General features: G+C 37.3%; 19 protein-coding genes. 11 read left to right on the top strand and 8 right to left on the bottom strand.

Going from position 1 to position 18,807, the window contains the following annotated elements; genetic code table 11:
• Positions 1-13: 13 nt before the first annotated feature.
• From C8J95_RS01285 to serS, 5 genes are all read left to right on the top strand, one after another.
• On the top strand, positions 14-1,342 hold the full coding sequence (locus tag C8J95_RS01285; RefSeq protein WP_107807282.1) for a (Fe-S)-binding protein: 1,329 nt from the start codon (positions 14-16) through the stop codon (positions 1,340-1,342).
• A 42-nt stretch (positions 1,343-1,384) separates the two neighbouring features.
• Positions 1,385-2,170 carry a (Fe-S)-binding protein gene (locus C8J95_RS01280; protein WP_034871741.1) on the top strand — a complete coding sequence of 262 codons (786 nt, stop codon included), beginning with the start codon at positions 1,385-1,387 and terminating at the stop codon, positions 2,168-2,170.
• A 17-nt stretch (positions 2,171-2,187) separates the two neighbouring features.
• Positions 2,188-2,676, top strand: coding sequence for a hypothetical protein (locus C8J95_RS01275; protein WP_034871740.1), 489 nt, complete (start codon positions 2,188-2,190; stop codon positions 2,674-2,676).
• 22 nt (positions 2,677-2,698) lie between these two features.
• A complete protein-coding gene (locus C8J95_RS01270) occupies positions 2,699-3,214 on the top strand; it encodes a hypothetical protein (RefSeq protein ID WP_107807281.1) in 516 nt (171 codons plus the stop codon).
• A gap of 82 nt (positions 3,215-3,296) precedes the next feature.
• Positions 3,297-4,562 (top strand): serine--tRNA ligase, encoded by a 1,266-nt coding sequence (gene serS, locus C8J95_RS01265; protein ID WP_078772262.1) that lies wholly within the window; start codon positions 3,297-3,299, stop codon positions 4,560-4,562.
• A 76-nt stretch (positions 4,563-4,638) separates the two neighbouring features.
• Here the strand turns inward: serS and C8J95_RS01260 are convergent, their stop codons facing one another.
• The 8 genes from C8J95_RS01260 to C8J95_RS01225 all read right to left on the bottom strand — a co-directional run bounded on the left by C8J95_RS01260 (position 4,639) and on the right by C8J95_RS01225 (position 13,479).
• On the bottom strand, positions 4,639-5,388 hold the full coding sequence (locus C8J95_RS01260; RefSeq protein WP_107807280.1) for a sulfite exporter TauE/SafE family protein: 750 nt from the start codon (positions 5,386-5,388) through the stop codon (positions 4,639-4,641).
• Positions 5,373-5,843 carry a FixH family protein gene (locus C8J95_RS01255; protein WP_107807279.1) on the bottom strand — a complete coding sequence of 157 codons (471 nt, stop codon included), beginning with the start codon at positions 5,841-5,843 and terminating at the stop codon, positions 5,373-5,375. The genes C8J95_RS01260 and C8J95_RS01255 overlap by 16 nt, the downstream gene beginning before the upstream one ends.
• 2 nt (positions 5,844-5,845) lie before the next feature.
• A complete protein-coding gene (gene ccoG / locus C8J95_RS01250) occupies positions 5,846-7,300 on the bottom strand; it encodes a cytochrome c oxidase accessory protein CcoG (protein WP_107807278.1) in 1,455 nt (484 codons plus the stop codon).
• A gap of 42 nt (positions 7,301-7,342) precedes the next feature.
• Positions 7,343-8,236: a cbb3-type cytochrome c oxidase N-terminal domain-containing protein gene (locus C8J95_RS01245; RefSeq protein WP_034871735.1), complete on the bottom strand. Its 894-nt coding sequence runs from the start codon at positions 8,234-8,236 to the stop codon at positions 7,343-7,345.
• Positions 8,237-8,248: 12 nt separating this feature from the next.
• On the bottom strand, positions 8,249-8,446 hold the full coding sequence (locus C8J95_RS01240) for a cbb3-type cytochrome c oxidase subunit 3 (RefSeq protein ID WP_021347422.1): 198 nt from the start codon (positions 8,444-8,446) through the stop codon (positions 8,249-8,251).
• 14 nt (positions 8,447-8,460) lie between these two features.
• Positions 8,461-10,734, bottom strand: a complete 2,274-nt coding sequence (gene ccoN / locus C8J95_RS01235) for a cytochrome-c oxidase, cbb3-type subunit I (protein ID WP_107807277.1) — start codon at positions 10,732-10,734, stop codon at positions 8,461-8,463.
• Positions 10,735-10,746: 12 nt separating this feature from the next.
• A complete protein-coding gene (gene ccoS, locus C8J95_RS01230; RefSeq protein ID WP_059325665.1) occupies positions 10,747-10,962 on the bottom strand; it encodes a cbb3-type cytochrome oxidase assembly protein CcoS in 216 nt (71 codons plus the stop codon).
• Between the two features lie 129 nt (positions 10,963-11,091).
• Positions 11,092-13,479, bottom strand: coding sequence for a heavy metal translocating P-type ATPase metal-binding domain-containing protein (locus tag C8J95_RS01225; RefSeq protein WP_107807276.1), 2,388 nt, complete (start codon positions 13,477-13,479; stop codon positions 11,092-11,094).
• A 101-nt stretch (positions 13,480-13,580) separates the two neighbouring features.
• Between C8J95_RS01225 and C8J95_RS01220 the strand changes: the two genes are divergently transcribed.
• The 6 genes from C8J95_RS01220 (at position 13,581) to argC (ending at position 18,718) form a co-directional block, all read left to right on the top strand.
• The gene (locus C8J95_RS01220) at positions 13,581-14,294 is read left to right on the top strand and encodes a Crp/Fnr family transcriptional regulator (RefSeq protein ID WP_009093794.1); all 714 of its coding nucleotides are present in this window, start codon (positions 13,581-13,583) and stop codon (positions 14,292-14,294) included.
• Between the two features lie 27 nt (positions 14,295-14,321).
• Positions 14,322-15,137, top strand: coding sequence for a 3-methyl-2-oxobutanoate hydroxymethyltransferase (gene panB / locus C8J95_RS01215; RefSeq protein ID WP_107807275.1), 816 nt, complete (start codon positions 14,322-14,324; stop codon positions 15,135-15,137).
• A 3-nt stretch (positions 15,138-15,140) separates the two neighbouring features.
• Complete coding sequence (locus C8J95_RS01210; protein ID WP_107807274.1) at positions 15,141-15,821, top strand: RluA family pseudouridine synthase; 681 nt, start codon at positions 15,141-15,143, stop codon at positions 15,819-15,821.
• Between the two features lie 198 nt (positions 15,822-16,019).
• On the top strand, positions 16,020-16,586 hold the full coding sequence (locus C8J95_RS01205; protein ID WP_078722500.1) for an N-acetyltransferase: 567 nt from the start codon (positions 16,020-16,022) through the stop codon (positions 16,584-16,586).
• Complete coding sequence (locus C8J95_RS01200) at positions 16,558-17,757, top strand: argininosuccinate synthase (protein ID WP_107807273.1); 1,200 nt, start codon at positions 16,558-16,560, stop codon at positions 17,755-17,757. The genes C8J95_RS01205 and C8J95_RS01200 overlap by 29 nt, the downstream gene beginning before the upstream one ends.
• Positions 17,747-18,718: an N-acetyl-gamma-glutamyl-phosphate reductase gene (gene argC / locus C8J95_RS01195; RefSeq protein WP_107807272.1), complete on the top strand. Its 972-nt coding sequence runs from the start codon at positions 17,747-17,749 to the stop codon at positions 18,716-18,718. Before C8J95_RS01200 ends, argC begins: the two co-directional genes overlap by 11 nt.
• The last annotated feature ends 89 nt before the right edge of the window (positions 18,719-18,807 follow it).

Raw genomic sequence — 18,807 nt, 5'->3', positions numbered from 1 at the left:
ATTAAATTTAGATATGCAATATATTGATAACATTTTGTTTCTTATCCTTATTGTTGTAGGTTTCGGACTTTTCTTTAAAAGTCTGAAAGAACTTACAAGAAATGTAAACTTAGGTAAGGATATCGATCGTTCAGATAATAAAAATGAACGTTGGGCTGTTATGGGCCGAGTGGCGCTTGGTCAGGGCAAAATGGTTAAAAGACCCGTTGCGGGAATATTGCATATATTGGTTTATTTAGGATTTATTATTGTAAATCTTGAGCTTGCAGAAATCTTTGTTGACGGGCTTTTTGGTACTCACCGTTTTCTGGCGGGAGTATTGGGACTAGGTTTTTATAATGTATTTACGGCAGTTTTGGAGGTTATGGCATTTTTAGTTGCCGTATCTATTGCTATTTTCTTTATCAGAAGGAATATTATACATATCCGTCGTTTGAATATGAAAGAGCTTCTGGGTTGGCCAAAGAATGATGCCAACTGGATTCTTGTAATTGAATTCTCTCTGATGATGGCTTTCTTTTTAATGAATTCATCAGACTTCGTGCTGATGACAAGAGAAGGTGATGTTAAAGGATATTTTCCTTTTAGCCAGAGCCTGTTTGGTGTGTTCAATGGATTTGGAGATACGACACTTCATATTTTAGAAAAAGGAGCATGGTGGTTTCATATTATAGGAGTATTCTTCTTTATGAACTACTTGTATTACTCTAAGCATTTACATATTATTTTTGCTTTTCCTAATACATGGTTTGCAAATCTTCAGAAGAAAGGGAAGTTTAACAACCTTGATTCTGTGACAAAAGAAATAAAGCTAATGATGGATCCAAATGCAGATCCGTATGCAGCAGCACCTGCCGATGCAGATCCAAACGCAGTTCCTGATAAATTTGGAGCAAATGATGTGTTCGATCTGAATAAAGTACAATTGCTTAATGCTTACTCGTGCACAGAATGTGGTCGTTGTACAGCTGTTTGTCCGGCAAACATTACCGGGAAAAAGCTTTCTCCACGTCGTATTATGATGGCAACGAGAGACAGACTGGAAGAGGTTGGCAAAAACATTAATAAAAACGGAAAGTTTGTAGACGATGGTAAAAAGCTTTTGGACGACTATATCTCCCGTGAAGAGTTATGGGCATGTACAACTTGTAATGCTTGCGTAGAAGCTTGTCCGGTACTTATTGATCCGCTTTCCATTATATTCGAAATGAGAAGGTTTATGGTAATGGAGCAGTCTTCGGCACCTCAGGAGCTTAATCTGATGATGACGAATATTGAAAACAATGCTGCACCTTGGCAGTATAATCAGGCAGACAGATTAAACTGGGCAAACGAGAACTAAGTTATTGCTACATTTTTCACATTAGTAAATTGATAAATTATTATGGACTTCACTATAAAAACAATGGCTGATTATATGGCTGAAGGCAAAGCTCCGGAAGTATTATTCTGGGTAGGTTGCGCCGGAAGTTTTGATGATCGTGCTAAAAAAATAACAAAAGCTTTTGCAAAACTTCTGAATAAAATAGGAGTAGAATTTGCTGTATTGGGGCAGGAAGAAAGCTGTACAGGTGATCCTGCAAAACGTGCAGGTAACGAGTTTGTTTTCCAGATGATGGCACTAACCAACATAGAAATCCTAAATGCATACGAAGTAAAAAAAATTGTAACAGCTTGTCCACACTGTTTCAATACTCTGAAAAATGAATATCCGGAACTGGGTGGTCATTATGAAGTATTACATCATACACAATTCCTAAAGGAGTTAATGGCTGATGGAAGACTGAAAATAGAAGGCGGAAGCTTTAAAGGACGAAGAATTACTTTCCATGATCCATGTTATCTTGGTCGTGCAAATGATGAATATGAGGCACCAAGACAACTCCTTGAAAAACTGGATGCAGAGCTTGTGGAAATGAAGCGTTGCAAAACCAATGGGCTATGTTGTGGAGCAGGTGGAGCACAGATGTTTAAAGAGCCAGAAAAAGGTAATAAAGACATCAATATAGAAAGAACAGAAGAAGCACTGGAGCTGAAACCAAATATTGTAGCAACGGGTTGCCCGTTCTGTAATACAATGATGACAGATGGTGTGAAGCATTTTAATAAAAACGAAGAAGTTCAGGTAAAAGATATTGTTGAGCTTATAGCTGAAGCAGAAGAATTGTAGAATTAAATTGTATTGTGATGAAAATTGAATCTTCAGAAGTTGTAGAAACTAACGATTACAGAGTTATTACTTATCCGGCAAGCAGAGCATTTACGGCTAAGGAAGCTAAAGATATTACAGAAAGAATTTATGATTTTTTAGGTGGATGGAAAGCTCATGGAAAAGAGCTTGAAGCTTCTTTTAAAATTGAAAAAAATCAATTTATTATTATCTGTGTAGACGAGGAGAAAGAAATGGCATCTGGCTGCAGCATAGATGCATTGGGTAAACTAATGCATGAAATTGATGCGGATTATCAGCTTGGGCTTTTCGACAGAATGAAAGCTTGTTATCTGGAGAATGGAGAAGTAAAAACATTAAAACTTACAGATTTCCGTTCTAAAGTAAAAAACGGAGAAATTGATGAGAACGTTGAAGTTTTTGATTTTTCTAAAAATACTTATCTGGATTTCTTAAGCAACTTTTTACTTCCGCTTAAAAAAAGTTGGGCAGGTCATATTGCCTAAATTATAGCTGTTAGTTTTGTATATGAGGAAATGGCAATTTTTTTTCGGGTTAGCATTTATTTTTCTGCTTGTGACAGCTTGCAGGCAGGATGATGGTGTGCACCAGAATATTGATCAGACGATCAATTTTTATTTTCAGGATACTAATGGCAATGATCTGATTATTCCAAATGATCCTACAGGATATGCCAGTAGAATTACCTTTATAGATGATTTGTCTATTACGGGTAATACTGCAGTTTCGGGTATAACACCGGGAGTGGATGATGCCAAGAAAAACTATATGCAGTATATTGCCGGAGCTACAAGGCAGGGATTATCCGATTCAACAGCTACCAGCAAGACGTATATATCACAGATTTTAATTAATTATAATAAAGTAACTAATGATACAAAAGTGATGGCACAGGATCAATTAGATATTGTCTACTCCTGGACCCCAACACTTTTTAGCGTATCGAGTATCAAGTTAAATGGTACTGAAGTTTTTAATGGCTCCAGTGGCCAGCAAAAGAATATCACGATTACCAAACAATAATTTTCCGGTATAATACACACATCGTTTCAGAATTTTATAATTTACAGCATGGTTTTTTTAACTTTGCAAAACAATTCATATTATGTTACAAGTTAATTTTTTGCGTGATGAGAAAGCACGCGTTTTAGAAGGTTTACAAAAGAGAAATTTCAAGAACCCTGAATTGGTAGATTTGGCTGTGTCCACTGATGACCAACGTAAGAAAATTCAGTTTGAACTTGACTCACAACTTTCCGAAATGAACAAAATCTCGAAAGAGATTGGTGCTTTAATGAAAGAAGGCAAAAAAGAAGAAGCTGAAGCAGCGAAGCAAAAGACTACTGACATTAAAGAAAGAAGTAAAGAACTTCAGCATGAATTAAATGAGGTTGAAAAATCACTTTTACATATCCTTTATCAGATTCCGAATATCCCTAATGAGCTTGTGAAAGCAGGTGTATCTGAAACTGATAATGAAATTGTATTCCAGAATTGTGATGTTGAAGGTTTAGGTGAAGGAGCAATCCCACATTGGGAGCTGGCGGCTAAATATAATATCATCAATTTTGAATTGGGTGTGAAGATTGCCGGAGCAGGATTTCCTGTTTATTTGGGCAAAGGAGCACGTTTACAACGTGGATTAGTACAATACTTCCTGGATAAGAATACTGAAGCCGGATATATTGAAGTAAATCCGCCACATGTGGTAAATGAAGCTTCTGGATACGGAACAGGTCAGCTGCCTGATAAAGAAGGTCAGATGTACTACATTAACGAAGATCAGTTATACCTTATCCCTACTGCAGAAGTGCCGGTAACTAACCTTTACAGAGACGAATTATTGGAAGAAAGACAATTGCCTATTCTTCATACAGCATTTTCTCAGTGTTACAGAAGAGAAGCCGGATCTTATGGTGCCCATGTAAGAGGATTAAACAGATTGCATCAGTTTGAAAAAGTAGAAATTGTAAGACTTGAAAAGCCTGAAAACTCTTATGCTGCTTTAGACGGAATGGTAGAGCACGTAAAAGGTATTCTTGAAGACCTTGGACTTCCTTACCGTATTCTTAGACTATGCGGTGGAGATACCGGATTTGGAGCTGCAATGACATATGATTTCGAAGTATGGAGTGCTGCACAGGAGAAATGGTTAGAAGTAAGTTCAGTATCTAACTTTGAATCTTTCCAGGCTAACAGACTTAAGTGTCGTTATAAAGCTGATGGTAAGACTCAGTTAGTACATACACTTAATGGTTCTGCGATGGCATTGCCACGTATTATGGCTGCAATTTTAGAGAATAATCAGACTGCTGACGGAATTGCTATTCCGGAAAAATTAAGAGCTTATACAGGATTTGATAAAATCTAATCAGATTCAATAATATACAGAAAGCGACCTGATTATTAATCGGGTCGCTTTCTTTTTATAATTAACAAAATAAATTTTAGTGTGAATGTTCTTCGGAACTGTGTCCCGGAGTATGGCAGCTTGCAGGGTCTTTAGAGATTCCCATAGCTTCAGAAGCAGGAGAAAGATATGGAATACCTATTTCCATACCACGGAGAATAAAAAGTCCGCCAAGGATAATCATAACGATAGGAATCACTTTTAAAACTTTTATTCTTAAAGCCTGATTCATTAAATTTCCAACCAGTACAACTGCGAACATAAAAGGAAAAGTTCCAAGCCCGAAGATTCCCATAAACGTGGCACCCTGCCATACACCACCAGCAGCCAGTGAAGCTGTAAGCGCCATATAGACCATGCCACATGGTAGAAGACCATTTAGTAATCCTGTAGTAAAACGGGATTTGTAATCTGCTTTCTGTAATAGTTGGCTCAGATTAATCTTCACTTTTAACAATGCTTTATTGATAAAAGGTAATCTGGAAGCAAAGTCTTTTCCACCGAAAGAAAATAAAGCCATAATAATAAGCATAATTCCAACGGAAATGGTAAGAACCTGTTGGAACCCGGCCATCTCAAATCCTTCGCCTATTACGCCCAAAATGGCGCCTAAAATAGTATATGTAAGTATACGTCCGAACTGGTAAGTCAGATTTTGCAAATAAAAATTGGTCTGCTGCTGTTTAGTCAGCCCCATAGATAGAGCAATAGGGCCACACATCCCGATACAGTGAAACCCGGATGCAAAACCTAATCCTATAGCTGATATGACTAATGCGAAGTCCATATAAGGTTATAATCTATCTGATATGCTTTACCGGAATTTTCTTTCCAGTTAAGTTTTAATGTATAAGATCCGTCTTTTAGTATACCTGCTTTTGCTGGTATAAAAATAGAATTATTACTGTCTAATTCAGTTTCCTTTTTAATATCCAGATTAGAATCTTCGGTTCTGAACAGGAAAAATTTGAATTTTGAATTAGCATTGGTAAACTGCTTTGGAAAAGTAATTCTTATTCCATCAGCATTCTGAGTATATACAGGTTTTTCAGGTAAGCTAGCTGCTGCTGTTTTAGCGTCGATTACATCCTGGTATATTAATTCATCTTCATAGTAGTTTTCGGATACCATTTCCGAGGTCTGATAGCCTCTTGTATAGAAGAATATCATTCCAAGTATAAAAGCAATAAAGCCTGCTAATGCAAGGACCATCCCATGTCCCCAAGTGAATTTAGATTTCATAATTACAACGTCATTTTAAATGGTCCCTCGAAGTAGGTTTCATAAGAGTCGATAAGGGCTCCTTTCTGGTCATAAACTCCGATAACTATATTTTGTTTTGAAAGGTTTATTTCTTTTGAAGGGAAGGAAATGTTAATAGTTCCTTTAGTAGAAACATCTCGCTTCATAATAATTTTGTTAACCCCGCCGATTACTTCAATTTCTCCATTTTGAGGTGAAATTATTTTAATAGTAACAACCTTGTCTTCGTTACTTTTATTAAGAAGGGTATAATTGTATACATTGACAGTTCGGCTGTCTTTTACATAATAAGTAGATCCTGCAGGTTTTATAAATTTACCTTCAACAGCAGAACGATTAAGGATGATAAATGAAGATCCTATAACAAGCAAAAGAAGAACTGCTGCATACGCTTTCATTCTTGTTGTGAATTTAAATTTCTCTCCTTTCTCTATTTCATCTTCAGAAGCATAACGAATAAGTCCTTTTGGAAGGCCTACTTTGTCCATTACTTCGTCGCAGGCATCAATACATGCTGTACAGTTTATACATTCCAGCTGCTGGCCATTACGGATGTCGATACCGGTTGGGCACACAACAACACATTGTCCACAGTCGATACAGTCTCCTTTTCCTGCAGCCTTACGGTCTTCACCTTTTCTCCATTTAGAACGGTTTTCACCACGTTTAAAATCGTAAAATACGTTGATGGTCTTTTTATCAATCAATACTCCCTGTAACCTTCCGTATGGACAAACCAGTGTACATACCTGTTCTCTGAACCATGCAAATACAAAGTAGAATGCAGCAGAAAACAAAATCATGACAAGGAAATTATCATAATTCTTAACGGGTCCTTCTTTCATTATTGCCAATACTCTTTCATATCCTACGATATAAGAGAACATTAAGTGAGAAATAATTAATGAGATAAGAATAAAAATGCTCCACTTCAGTCCGCGTTTCCAGATTTTCTCTGTGTTCCATGGCTGTGAGTCGAGACGAATTTGTTTGTTTCTGTCACCTTCTATAAGATATTCTATTTTACGGAAAACACTTTCCATAAAAATTGTCTGAGGGCATATCCATCCGCAGAATATTCTACCAAAAACAACAGTAAAGAGTGTAATGAAGATCAATCCTGTAATAGCACCTATTGTCAGAATAAAAAAGTCCTGAGGGTAGAATGGCTGTCCGAAAATAAAGAACTCGCGATCCAGAATATTGAATTTCAGAACCGGGTTCCCATTTATTTTCAGGAACGGTAAAACAAAAAATACAATTAGCAGGAGTGTACTTACAATGTTTCGGTAATTGGTGTATTTTCCCTTTGGTTTTCTCGGGAATACCCATTTCCGTTTACCGGTGTTATCCATTGTACCTACAGAATCCCGAAATGTTTCGGCTTCTACAACGTAAGCCTGTTCAAAATCTGATTTTTGTTTTTCTGTTGCCATAACTCAGTCCTATATAAAAAATAAAAAGTAATAGCTGGGCTATTACTTTCTTGGTGTTCCTTTAACCCATGGGGCGACTTCTCCTTGCGGAGCTGCTCCTCCTTGTGCTTGCGTAATCGGAGGTATCTCCTGATTAATGTGGTAAATATATGCTGCAATTTTTTCAGCATCTTTTCCTGTAATTACGCCTTCTTTAATAAAGGCTCTCATCGCAGGGTTATTAGGAGATCCGTTTTCGTCCATCCAGAAAACATTGTGGAAAACGTCTGGTTCTTTAACGTTAATCCAGTAATCATCTGTTAAGTTAGGACCGATTCCCCCTTTACCACCTTGTCCGTGACATGAAGCACAGTTAGAGTCGAATAACTGTTGTCCTTCAGGGATGTTCGCAGGGTCATATTTTGCAGTTTCTACTGTAATCTTAGGAGCTGTTTTCTCATACTCTGCAATTGCAGCTAACTGTTCTTTGTATTCTTTTTCATATTCTGCTACCGGGTGAGCATAGTCAGTAAATGCATAAGCAGAAACATACACTACGCAGAATATACATCCGAAGTAGAATAGACCTAACCACCATTTTGGAAGTGCATTATCTAATTCGGTAATGCCATCGAAACCGTGGTCGATGATCATATCCTGCTCTTCAGCGTTAGATTGCTTTTTGAATGCAGAAGCCCATAATCTTTTGTAGTATGGAGTTTTCTTGTCTTCAAGATAAGCTTTCTTCTCTTCCTCGGATAACTTTTGAAAACGATTGTTTTCTATAAGATCACCAATTCCGTTTGCTATAAATACCATAATTCCGGCAATAATAATAGTAGCCCAGAAGTATGGAGAGCCAAAGAAAGAAGTGTTTTGCACAAACATATTGTAAACAATGATTAGCAAAGCCACCACAATTACAAAGTTTACAAATACGGGCGTTCTTGGTTTCATATCGTTTTTTTCTTAATGTAGATTATTATTGATTTCGTCACCATCTTCCAATGGTGCATTTTCTCTGTCCCTGTAGTATTTTTTTGGTTTTTTAAAAACCACATATACCAATCCGATAAAGAACAATACAAATAAGATAAGCGCCAGAGTCTGATATAACCCTACATTTTCGCCGTTGCTTAGTATGTCTTTAAAGTTCTGAGGGATCATTTTATTATTATTTTTTAGTTGTTGCTTGCTGTCTGTACATCTGTAGTCTTAATATCAGTACCCAATCTCTGAAGGTATGCGATAAGTGCTACAATTTCTCTCTTCTCTATAGGAACAAATTTGTCACCTTTAGCAACTTTTTCTTTATCTACTTGATCTTTAACATCCGCAGCTTCAGATAAAATTTTCTTAACGATTACTTTAGCCTGGCTATCTGCCCATGCGTTAGCTGAATCTATTTGTCCTTTAGTATAAGGTATATCAAATGAATTCTTCATTAATTTCATTTTGTCTACCATATGAGTACGATCCAACTCGTTTGTAATTAACCATGGGAAACGTGGCATAATAGAACCTGGAGATGTTGATCTCGGGTTATACATGTGTTTGAAATGCCAAGAATCTGGGTTCTTATTACCTTCTCTTTGTAAATCCGGACCAGTTCTCTTAGATCCCCAAAGGAATGGGTGATCGTATACGAATTCACCAGCTTTGGAATACTGACCATTTTTACCATCAAATCTCACGATCTCATCACGGAAAGGTCTGATCATCTGAGAGTGACAAGAGTTACATCCTTCACGGATATATAAGTCACGACCTTCTAATTCTAACGGAGAATAAGGTTTAACCGCAGAAATTGTAGGCACGTTTTTCTTTATTGTTAGTGTAGGAATAATCTCTACAGCACCACCAATAGATAGTGTAATGAATGCACCGATAGAAAGTAAAACAGGCATTCTTTCAATCCATAAGTGAACAGGCTCACCAGCCTTTCTGTCATTACCAATTTTAGCTAATGCAGGAGCTTCTGCCGGAACTTCTTTTTGGAAAGAACCTTGCTTAACAGTTTTGAAGATATTCACTACCATTAGAATAGCACCTGTTAAATATAGAGATCCTCCAAGGAATCTTAATTTAAAGTAAGGAATAATCGCTGTTACAGTATCTAACCAGTTTTTGTACATCAAAGTACCATCCGGGTTAAATTGTTTCCACATCAAACCTTGTGTGAAACCAGAGATATACATTGGTACTGCATAGAAGATAACTCCTAATGTACCTAACCAGAAATGCCAGTTAGCTAGTTTTATTGACCAAAGTTTAGTTCTCCATAAGATTGGAACCATGAAGTAAATAACCCCAAACGCCATAAAGCCATTCCATCCTAGTGCACCTAAGTGTACGTGACCAATTACCCAGTCGGTAAAGTGACCAATTTTATTTAATGTTTTTGTTGCTAATAACGGTCCTTCGAAAGTTGCCATACCATAACATGTAACAGCTACTACGAAGAATTTAAGTACCGGATTCTCTCTTACTTTATCCCAAGCTCCTCTTAGTGTCAGTAGTCCATTTAGCATACCTCCCCAAGACGGTGCGATAAGCATAATAGAGAAACCTGTTGCTAAGGCCTGAGCCCAACCTGGTAAAGCTGTATACTGAAGGTGGTGAGGACCAGCCCAAAGATATACGAAGATTAGAGACCAGAAGTGAATAATAGATAATTTATAAGAGAATACTGGTCTGTCTGCAGCTTTCGGCATAAAGTAATACATCATACCTAATACTGGTGTTGTCAGTACGAATGCTACTGCATTGTGACCATACCACCATTGTACGATAGCATCTTTTACTCCTGAATATACTGAATATGACTTCCAGAAATCTAATGGAACTTCTAAGTTATTTACGATGTGAAGTAAAGCTACCCCAATCCATGTTGCAAGATAGAACCAAATGGCTACGTATAAGTGCCTTACTCTTCTCTTAGCAATCGTACCAAACATGTTAAGACCGAAAACTACCCATGAAATAAGGATAAGTATATCTACAGGCCATTCGTGTTCAGCATATTCTTTTGAAGTGTTGAAGCCCATTGCAAAAGTAACCCAGCTTACAACAATCATAATCTGCCAAGACCAGAAATGTATCCATGAAAGTGTATCACTGTACATTCTGGTTTTCAGTAGCCTTTGCATACTGTAGTATGCGGCACAGAAAAATGAATTACATACAAAAGCCCAGATAACAGTATTGGTGTGCATCATTCTGATTCTACCAAAACCAAGTGCTCCTTGCGTATTAATTAGTCCCTGAATATTTCCGCTTTTCAAACTCTGAATAGTTGTATCATCTGTACCGAAAAGGAATTCCGGTAATTCAGGGTAGAAAAGCATCAGAGCTGCTGTAAGCCCTAATATAAATCCTGCTATACCAAATACAATCGTTGCGTACAAAAATGCACGGACGATATTATTGTCATAACTAAACTTTTGTGTCTCCATTTTATAAAATCGCTATTTTTTATCTATTTTTTCGTCTTCTTCTATCTCGTCCTCTGTCTGTTTTTTCTCCTGATCTTTTTCCTTCTGGATCTCAGAATCAAAAAGCATTCTTACAGCAGGGGATTCGTCGTCTTCAAACTGCCCGTTTTTGGCTCCTATAATAAAAATAATTAAGAAGATAACAGCCAACGAAACGCTGCATATAATCATTAAATATAGAATGTCCATAAGTTGTGCAAATATATGAAACAATTGCTTCTGCAAATTTACATATTATCTATGAGATTAGTCATTGAACGTTAAAAAGCGTTAATTTAAAACGTTTCTAAATAACAAAAGCGTATATTGGGGTTTCGACTATGTTCGGCGTGATCTGAAATATTTTAGAGAGGTCAGCCATGTTGTTGCGGATGTAAATATGACTACACTAATAGAGCTCGCAGGCATAAGAATAGCAGCTACAAGAGGCGACATTTTCCCTATTACAGCGAGAGTAAGACCTACAACATTGTAAAGTAAACTTATGATGAAGGTTGCTTTTACAATGCGGATTGCATCCTTCGAGAGACGGAAGAAATCCGGAAGATAGCCCAACATATCACCGTTCATGATAATGTCGGATGACGGGGTGAACGAGTTGCTGTCATCTGCAATGGCAATACCTACATTACTTTGTTTTAGTGCGCCCGCATCATTCAGTCCATCACCAACCATTGCAACCTTTTTATGCTGGTTTTGTAACGACTGGATATATTCCAGCTTTTGTTCAGGAGACTGATTAAAGTGAAGGTCGTTAATGCTGCAAATCTGCTCCAGATTAGCTCTTTCAGACTCGTTGTCACCACTCAGGATGTGTTTTTCGTATCCCGGCAGATCATTGAATAGTTCTTTAAGACCTGTTCTGTATTCGTTCTTGAAAATATATTTACCTAAAATAGCACTGTCTTTAGAGATGTAAACGGCGGTTTCTATCGTGTCAGAAGTTGTTCCTGTGAATTTTGCAGAACCTATTTTATACAAGTGGTTGCGGACCTTTGCTTCATAACCTTTTCCTGATATTTCAACAAAATCTTCTGTAGGGTAATAAGGATCCTGAATATCCAGAAATTCATACAGGGATTTAGAAAGTGGGTGATTAGAGTTCTTAAGAAGAGTCTTGATATTTTCCTTATCAAAAGCACTTAGTTCAATACCTTCAAAAGCAATATTTGCTCTTTTGTTATAGGTAATTGTACCTGTTTTGTCAAAAACCAATGTGTTGATTTTTGCCATCTTTTCTACTGTTAATGCATCCTTTACATACATTTTATGACGTCCCATAATACGCATGATGTGTCCCATAGTAAACGGAGCGGAAAGTGCTAATGCACACGGACATGCAACGATAAGGATAGCACAGGTAACCTGAAACATCTTTTGCATATCCACAGTAGACCAATAGATTCCGGCAAAAAGAGTGACCGCTAATATGATGATAGTAAAGTACTTACTAATTGCATTGGTAAGTGTATCTAACCCAGTTTCATGCTTTTTGAAAGCTTCCTTGTTCCATAATTGGGTAAGATAACTCTGGTCAACATTTTTAATAACCTCCAGTTCCAGAACAGAACCCTTTTGTTTTCCTCCAGCAAATATCTTATCTCCCGGTTTTTTGCTAATAGTAGCCGCTTCACCAGTGATGAAACTGTTGTCTATATTACCTTCGCCATTGATAAGGATAGCATCAACAGGTATAATTTCTTCGTTTCTTACCAAAATTCGGTCGCCTATATTGATTTCGGAAAGCAGAATGTTTTTCTGTTCTCCGCCAAAATCAACTTTCGTAACTGCTATCGGATAGAAGGATTTATAATCTCTGTCGTAGGACAATGCATTGTATGTTCTCTGCTGGAAAATTTTTCCGGATAGCATAAAGAATAAAAGTCCACAAAGGGTATCAAAATATCCCGGGCCGTAGTTCGAGAAAATTTCATAGCAACTTCTGAAGTATAGAACAAGAATACCAATAACAATAGGAATATCTATCGTAATTCTTTTGTTTTTAAGTCCATACCATGCCGATTTGTAGTAATCGGAAGCGGAGAATATAACAACTGCCGTTGCCATCATAAACATTAGCCAACGGAAAAGAGGTGTGTAGTGTTCTAACCAGACATCGTCCCGTCCAAACCATTTAGACCAGTATTCAGGAAGAGAAAAGAACATACCATTACCAAATGCAAATCCGGCAATAGCAACCTTAATCACTAAGCTTTTATCGACTTTTTCAGTCTTTCTTTCGGCTGTTTCGAGGTTGATTACTGGTTTGTAACCAAGATTAGAAAGGAATTGAGCCAGTTCACTTAATTTTAATTCTTCATGATTAAAGGATATCTGTACTGTTTTCTTAGTGAAATTCACGGTAGAATAATGTATAGAGCTATTTAATGTCTGTAAACTTTCCAATAACCATATGCATGAAGAACAATGGATTACCGGAATTTTGAAGGTTACCAAAGAAGTAGCGCCTTCAGAAAAATCTACAAGACGGTCGAAAACTTCTTTTGTGTCCAGATAGTCAAAAGGAGCTGTGTCATCACTAGGTCTTATCCCGGCTTTCTTATTTAAATCATAAAAACCGGTAAGGTTATTCATATTAAGGATCTCATATACAGACTTACATCCGTTGCAGCAGAATGTTTTTTCGTCAAAGCTTATGATCTCTTTGTCAATGTCCTGTCCACAATGGAAACAGCTTTCCTTCATTTTATTATAGCTTTAGCATGCAAAATTATGACAAAAACTTTTGAGGAGCAGTTTAATTACGCTAAATTTGTCTGATTATTATCATATTAGCTTTCAAAAAGATGCCAGATTCTAAATTTCAACAGATTGAGACAGCTTTTTTAAAAACTTTCAATGAAAAATCTTTCAAAGAAAATCTCTCTAAAGAAGATTTTGAAAGATACCTTAAAGGTAAAGAAGTTCTAAGTCTTAAAAAAGGAGACACTATTTTTGACGAAGGAGATTTTCCACAAGGTGTCTATTTTATTGACAGAGGGACAGTTAAGCTTTCCAAGTCAGGTTTTTTCAAAAAAGAACAAATTCTAAGGTTTTGTGTAGAAGGAGATTTAGTGGGATATCGTTCCCTTCTTTGTGATGAACCGTTCGGAGCAACAGCTGAAGCAATGGAAGATGCTGAGATTACCTTCCTTCCTGCCGAGACCTTCAATCATCTTTTAGAAGCAGACCCAAAACTTTCTTATGCTATGTTGCAAAAGATAGCGTACGAATTGGGTGAAGCGTCTAAAACAATTACTTTCCTGGCACAGAAAACAGTGCGCGAAAGACTTGCGGAAGTACTATTGTTATTAGAACAAAAGCTTGGAACCGATCCAGAAGGTTTTATCAAAATATCATTAACAAGAGAGGAAATTGCCAACCTTGTAGGGACAGCAACGGAGAGCGCTATCCGGTTAATTTCCGAGTTCAAGCAGGATGAACTTATCAGTGTAGACGGAAGGAATATCAGAATTCTGAATCACGATAAATTAAAAAAACTGGGACACGTATCTATTTAGTCCCATTCAACCTTAGCACAAAGAAATATGTCAGTACACAGCGAAATTAAAAGGGTGACAACAGAGTCATTCCGTAAAATGAAGTTTGACAACGAGAAAATCACCATGCTTACAGCATATGATTTTTCTATTGCAAAAATGGTAGATGCAGGTGGAGTAGATGCTGTATTGGTAGGCGACTCTGCATCTAATGTAATGGCCGGACACGAAACAACTTTGCCAATTACACTGGATCAGATGATTTATCATGCACAAAGTGTAGTACGTGGTGTAACCCGTGCGCTGGTTATAGTAGATCTTCCTTTTGGTACTTATCAATCCGATCCGCAAAAGGCACTGGATTCTGCTGTAAGAATTATGAAGGAATCCGGAGCGCATGCTATAAAGCTGGAAGGTGGTGCTGAAGTAGCGGAATCTATAAAAAGAATTGTTAATGCTGGTATCCCGGTAATAGGACATTTGGGGCTTACGCCACAATCTATCTATCAGTTTGGAACTTATAAAGTAAGAGCGAAGGAAGAAGCTGAAGCTCAGAAATTGATTAGTGATGCTAAACTATTGGAAGAATTAGGATGTTTTTCTGTTGTATTAGAAAAAATTCCGGCTTCCCTAGCAAAGCAGGTAACTGCAAGTATAAATATTCCGACAATTGGTATTGGTGCAGGATCTGACTGTGACGGACAGGTATTGGTTTTCCACGACATGGTAGGAATGAATAAAGGTTTTAGTCCTAAATTCTTAAGAAGATATCTTGATCTTTTTGATGAAGTGGCTGGTGCTGTAGGACAGTATGTAAAAGATGTGAAATCTCAGGATTTCCCTAATCAGCAGGAAAGTTATTAATACATGACAGAATCTCAGATCGTTTATGAGGATAATCATCTTTTGGTGATTAACAAACAGGTAGGGCAATTAGTGCAGGGAGATAAAACTGGCGATAAATCCCTTCTGGACGAAATTAAAGATTTTATTAAAATAAGAGATCATAAACCCGGAAATGTTTTTCTGGGTTTAGTGCATCGTATAGACAGGCCAACTTCTGGCCTTGTTATTTATGCTAAAACCAGCAAAGCCTTGTCGAGGCTGACGCAGATGGTGAAAAATCGTGAAATTGAAAAGACGTATTGGGCAATAGTACCTAAAGAAATGATTCCTTTGGAGCAGAAGTTGGTACATTATCTTCGTAAAAATGAGAAAAATAATAAAGCCACGGTTTTCGAAAAAGTAACTGAAGGAGCGAAAGAAGCCCGTTTGCATTATAAAGTAATCAGGACTTTGGATAATTATTATCTTTTAGAAATAGACCTGGAAACAGGAAGGCATCATCAGATCAGAGCTCAGTTGGCTAAAGTTGGGATTCCGATAAAAGGAGATCTGAAATACGGGGCATCAAGATCTAATCCCGATGGCGGAATTCATTTACATGCCAGAAAGCTTAGTTTTGTCCATCCGGTAACAAAAGAAGCAATTGAAATTATTGCGCCAACCAACCCTCAGGATAAAATCTGGCAGGCCTGCGAAAAATAATTTTTTACACGAAAATAAATAAAAACTCTAATCTCGAAGATTAGAGTTTTTGTTTTTAGATATTTTATCTTTTTAAATCCGATATTCCAAAATATTATCTTCTGTATGTAATTTTCAAAGATTTAAAATTAAATTAATTTGCATTTTTGCAAATTAATTACCTAAATTTGTCCCCTGTTTTTAAAATTTGATCTAAAAATGACGTTTGTTGTAAGACAAGCTATTGCTGAAGACGGCAAATACGCGCAAATGATTTGTGATGAAATGGAGAATTCCGCGAAACTTCGCGGAACGGGGATTGCTAAGCGTACACCGGAATACATTCAGAAAAAGATGCAGGAGGGGAAGGCTGTAATTGCTTTTTCTGACGATGGCTTATGGGCTGGGTTCTGTTATATAGAAACCTGGACAGGAGAGTTTGTTGCAAACTCAGGATTAATTGTTAATCCAAGATACCGAAAGTTTGGGCTGGCACGGGATATTAAACACGCTATATTCGGTCTTTCCCGTAAAAAATATCCGGAAGCTAAAATATTTGGATTAACTACGGGGCTGGCTGTAATGAAAATTAATAGCGAACTAGGATACTGGCCGGTAACTTATTCGGAACTGACTCAGGATGAAGATTTCTGGAGTGGTTGTAAAAGCTGCGTGAATTATGATATCCTGATGAGTAAAGAAAGAAAAAATTGCCTCTGCACGGCAATGTTATATAAACCTAAAAAATCTCAAAACAATGAAGAAGAAAGTAGTCTTAGCCTATAGTGGCGGTCTGGACACGACTTATTGTGCTTTGTATCTGTCGAAAACATTAGGATACGAAGTTCATGCTGTAACTGTAAATACAGGAGGATTTACAGCTGAAGAAATTCAGACGATCGAGCAAAAAGCTTTATCGTTAGGAATTGCTTCTTACAGATGCGTAGACAGTGTAGTGGAATACTACGAGTCTTGTGTTAAATACCTGTTATTCGGAAATGTGTTGAAAAATAACACTTATCCGTTGTCCGTAAGTGCAGAGAGGACAATTCAGGCTAAAGTAATCGCAGAATACGCATTGGAAGTTGGTGCTGAGGCTATTTGTCATGGTAGTACGGGAGCTGGTAATGACCAGGTTCGTTTTGATGTAGTTTTCAATATTCTGGCACCGCAGATGGAGATTATAACACCTATCCGTGATCTTAAGTTAAGCCGTGAGGAGGAAATAAACTTCCTGAAGGAATACGGAGTAGATATGAATTTTGAGAAAGCTAAATATTCAATTAATAAAGGATTGTGGGGAACTTCAGTAGGAGGAAAAGAGACCCTTACCTCTCATGAATATTTACCGGAAGACGCATTTCCTTCTCAGGTTAAAAAAACTGAGCAGGAGCAACATACTTTACTTTTTGATAATGGCGAATTAGTAGGAATAGATGGTGAAGTTTATAACCATCCTACTAAAGCCATTAAAAAGTTGGAAGAACTAGCGGCTCCTTTCGGAATTGGAAGAGATATCCACGTAGGAGATACAATTATCGGAATAAAAGGACGGGTAGGCTTTGAAGCTGCTTCAGCATTAATAGCGCTAAAGGCGCACCATTTATTAGAAAAGCATACGCTTTCTAAAAATCAGCTGGTTGTGAAAGACCAATTAGCTGTAATGTATGGAAACTGGCTGCATGAAGCAATGTTCCTGGATCCTGTGATGCGTAATATTGAAGCTTTCTTCAAAAGCTCTCAGACCAGTGTAAGTGGTAAAGTGTTTGTAACCTTTATGCCTTACCGATTTGTTTTGAACGGAATTGAATCACAATTTGATTTAATGTCCGGAAAGTTTGGCCAGTATGGAGAGATGAATAATGCATGGACAGGTGATGATGTAAAAGGCTTCTCCAAAATTCTGGCAAATTCATTAACAATATACCACCAGACAAATCCGGGATATGGAAAATAAAATTAAAGCCGGAATTGTTGGCGGAACAGGATATACAGGTGGAGAATTAATCCGTTTGTTACTAAATCATCCCTATGCAGAGTTGGCTTTTGCTTTGAGCAGAAATGCAGCTGGCAAAAAGATCTACAGTGTTCATCAGGATCTTTTGGGTGAAACAGAAATGGAATTTTCTTCGGAATTGCAGCCTGCAGATATACTTTTCCTGTGTCTGCCACATAAAGAGAGTCAGCCTTGGTTGGAGAAGAATAAAGTTTCTCCGGAAACAAAGATTATTGATCTGGGTAATGATTTTCGTTTAGAAGGCGAGTTTCAGGATAAAAACTTTGTTTATGGTTTACCGGAATTCCAAAAAGAAAAGATAAAAGGCGCTAATGAAGTTGCTAATCCGGGATGTTTTGCTTCTGCAATTCAGTATGCATTATTGCCACTGGCAGGAAAAAAATTACTTAACCAGATTTTTGTAACCGGTGTAACCGGAAGTACAGGCGCTGGTGTAAAGTTACAGGATACAACACATTTCTCATGGCGAAATAATAATATATCGGCATATAAAACACTTTCTCATCAGCATCTGGATGAAATAAAGCAGACGCTGGAAAGTGAAAATAAAAATACAGTTGGTGTACATTTCGTACCATGGAGAGGAGACTGGCCAAGAGGAATTTTTGTAAGTGCAACATTAGAATGCGATCATTCTCTGGAAGAGCTTTATCAGGCTTATGAAGAGTTCTATAAAGACCAGCCTTTTGTATGGGTCTCCAGGGAAGCTATTAATATGAAGCAAGTGGTAAATACCAATAAGTGTGCAATTCAGCTGGAAAAACAAGACAATATGCTTGTCGTACATTCAGCAATTGACAATCTTTTAAAAGGGGCTTCAGGACAGGCAATTCAGAATATGAACTTAATGTTTGGTTTTGAAGAGCAGGCAGGATTAAAACTAAAACCTTTAGCATATTGATTTTTATTAGGGACTTCAGCAGGCTCTGTGAGTTGAATTTCAATTTCTGATGAGCTTGTTGAGACCTAAAGAAAACTAACCTTAAAGAA

Source organism: Elizabethkingia sp. YR214, from assembly GCF_003058195.1.
In the GTDB taxonomy this organism is placed as follows: Bacteria; Bacteroidota; Bacteroidia; order Flavobacteriales; family Weeksellaceae; genus Elizabethkingia.
Note: the sequence above shows the minus strand (reverse complement) of the source record. Positions and strands in the feature narration are given on the sequence as shown.

Bases quoted from the DNA above. Each gene is read 5' to 3' on its own strand.
- ccoG (WP_107807278.1), bottom strand. From the start codon at position 7,300: ATGGCAACAGAAAAACAAAAATCAGATTTTGAACAGGCTTACGTTGTA.
- C8J95_RS01205 (WP_078722500.1), top strand. From the start codon at position 16,020: ATGACGTTTGTTGTAAGACAAGCTATTGCTGAAGACGGCAAATACGCG.
- serS (WP_078772262.1), top strand. From the start codon at position 3,297: ATGTTACAAGTTAATTTTTTGCGTGATGAGAAAGCACGCGTTTTAGAA.
- C8J95_RS01255 (WP_107807279.1), bottom strand. From the start codon at position 5,843: ATGAAATCTAAATTCACTTGGGGACATGGGATGGTCCTTGCATTAGCA.
- C8J95_RS01240 (WP_021347422.1), bottom strand. From the start codon at position 8,446: ATGATCCCTCAGAACTTTAAAGACATACTAAGCAACGGCGAAAATGTA.
- C8J95_RS01210 (WP_107807274.1), top strand. From the start codon at position 15,141: ATGACAGAATCTCAGATCGTTTATGAGGATAATCATCTTTTGGTGATT.
- C8J95_RS01275 (WP_034871740.1), top strand. From the start codon at position 2,188: ATGAAAATTGAATCTTCAGAAGTTGTAGAAACTAACGATTACAGAGTT.
- panB (WP_107807275.1), top strand. From the start codon at position 14,322: ATGTCAGTACACAGCGAAATTAAAAGGGTGACAACAGAGTCATTCCGT.
- C8J95_RS01220 (WP_009093794.1), top strand. From the start codon at position 13,581: ATGCCAGATTCTAAATTTCAACAGATTGAGACAGCTTTTTTAAAAACT.
- argC (WP_107807272.1), top strand. From the start codon at position 17,747: ATGGAAAATAAAATTAAAGCCGGAATTGTTGGCGGAACAGGATATACA.
- C8J95_RS01245 (WP_034871735.1), bottom strand. From the start codon at position 8,236: ATGAAACCAAGAACGCCCGTATTTGTAAACTTTGTAATTGTGGTGGCT.
- C8J95_RS01280 (WP_034871741.1), top strand. From the start codon at position 1,385: ATGGACTTCACTATAAAAACAATGGCTGATTATATGGCTGAAGGCAAA.
- C8J95_RS01200 (WP_107807273.1), top strand. From the start codon at position 16,558: ATGAAGAAGAAAGTAGTCTTAGCCTATAGTGGCGGTCTGGACACGACT.
- C8J95_RS01270 (WP_107807281.1), top strand. From the start codon at position 2,699: ATGAGGAAATGGCAATTTTTTTTCGGGTTAGCATTTATTTTTCTGCTT.
- C8J95_RS01260 (WP_107807280.1), bottom strand. From the start codon at position 5,388: ATGGACTTCGCATTAGTCATATCAGCTATAGGATTAGGTTTTGCATCC.
- ccoS (WP_059325665.1), bottom strand. From the start codon at position 10,962: ATGGACATTCTATATTTAATGATTATATGCAGCGTTTCGTTGGCTGTT.
- C8J95_RS01285 (WP_107807282.1), top strand. From the start codon at position 14: ATGCAATATATTGATAACATTTTGTTTCTTATCCTTATTGTTGTAGGT.
- C8J95_RS01225 (WP_107807276.1), bottom strand. From the start codon at position 13,479: ATGAAGGAAAGCTGTTTCCATTGTGGACAGGACATTGACAAAGAGATC.
- ccoN (WP_107807277.1), bottom strand. From the start codon at position 10,734: ATGGAGACACAAAAGTTTAGTTATGACAATAATATCGTCCGTGCATTT.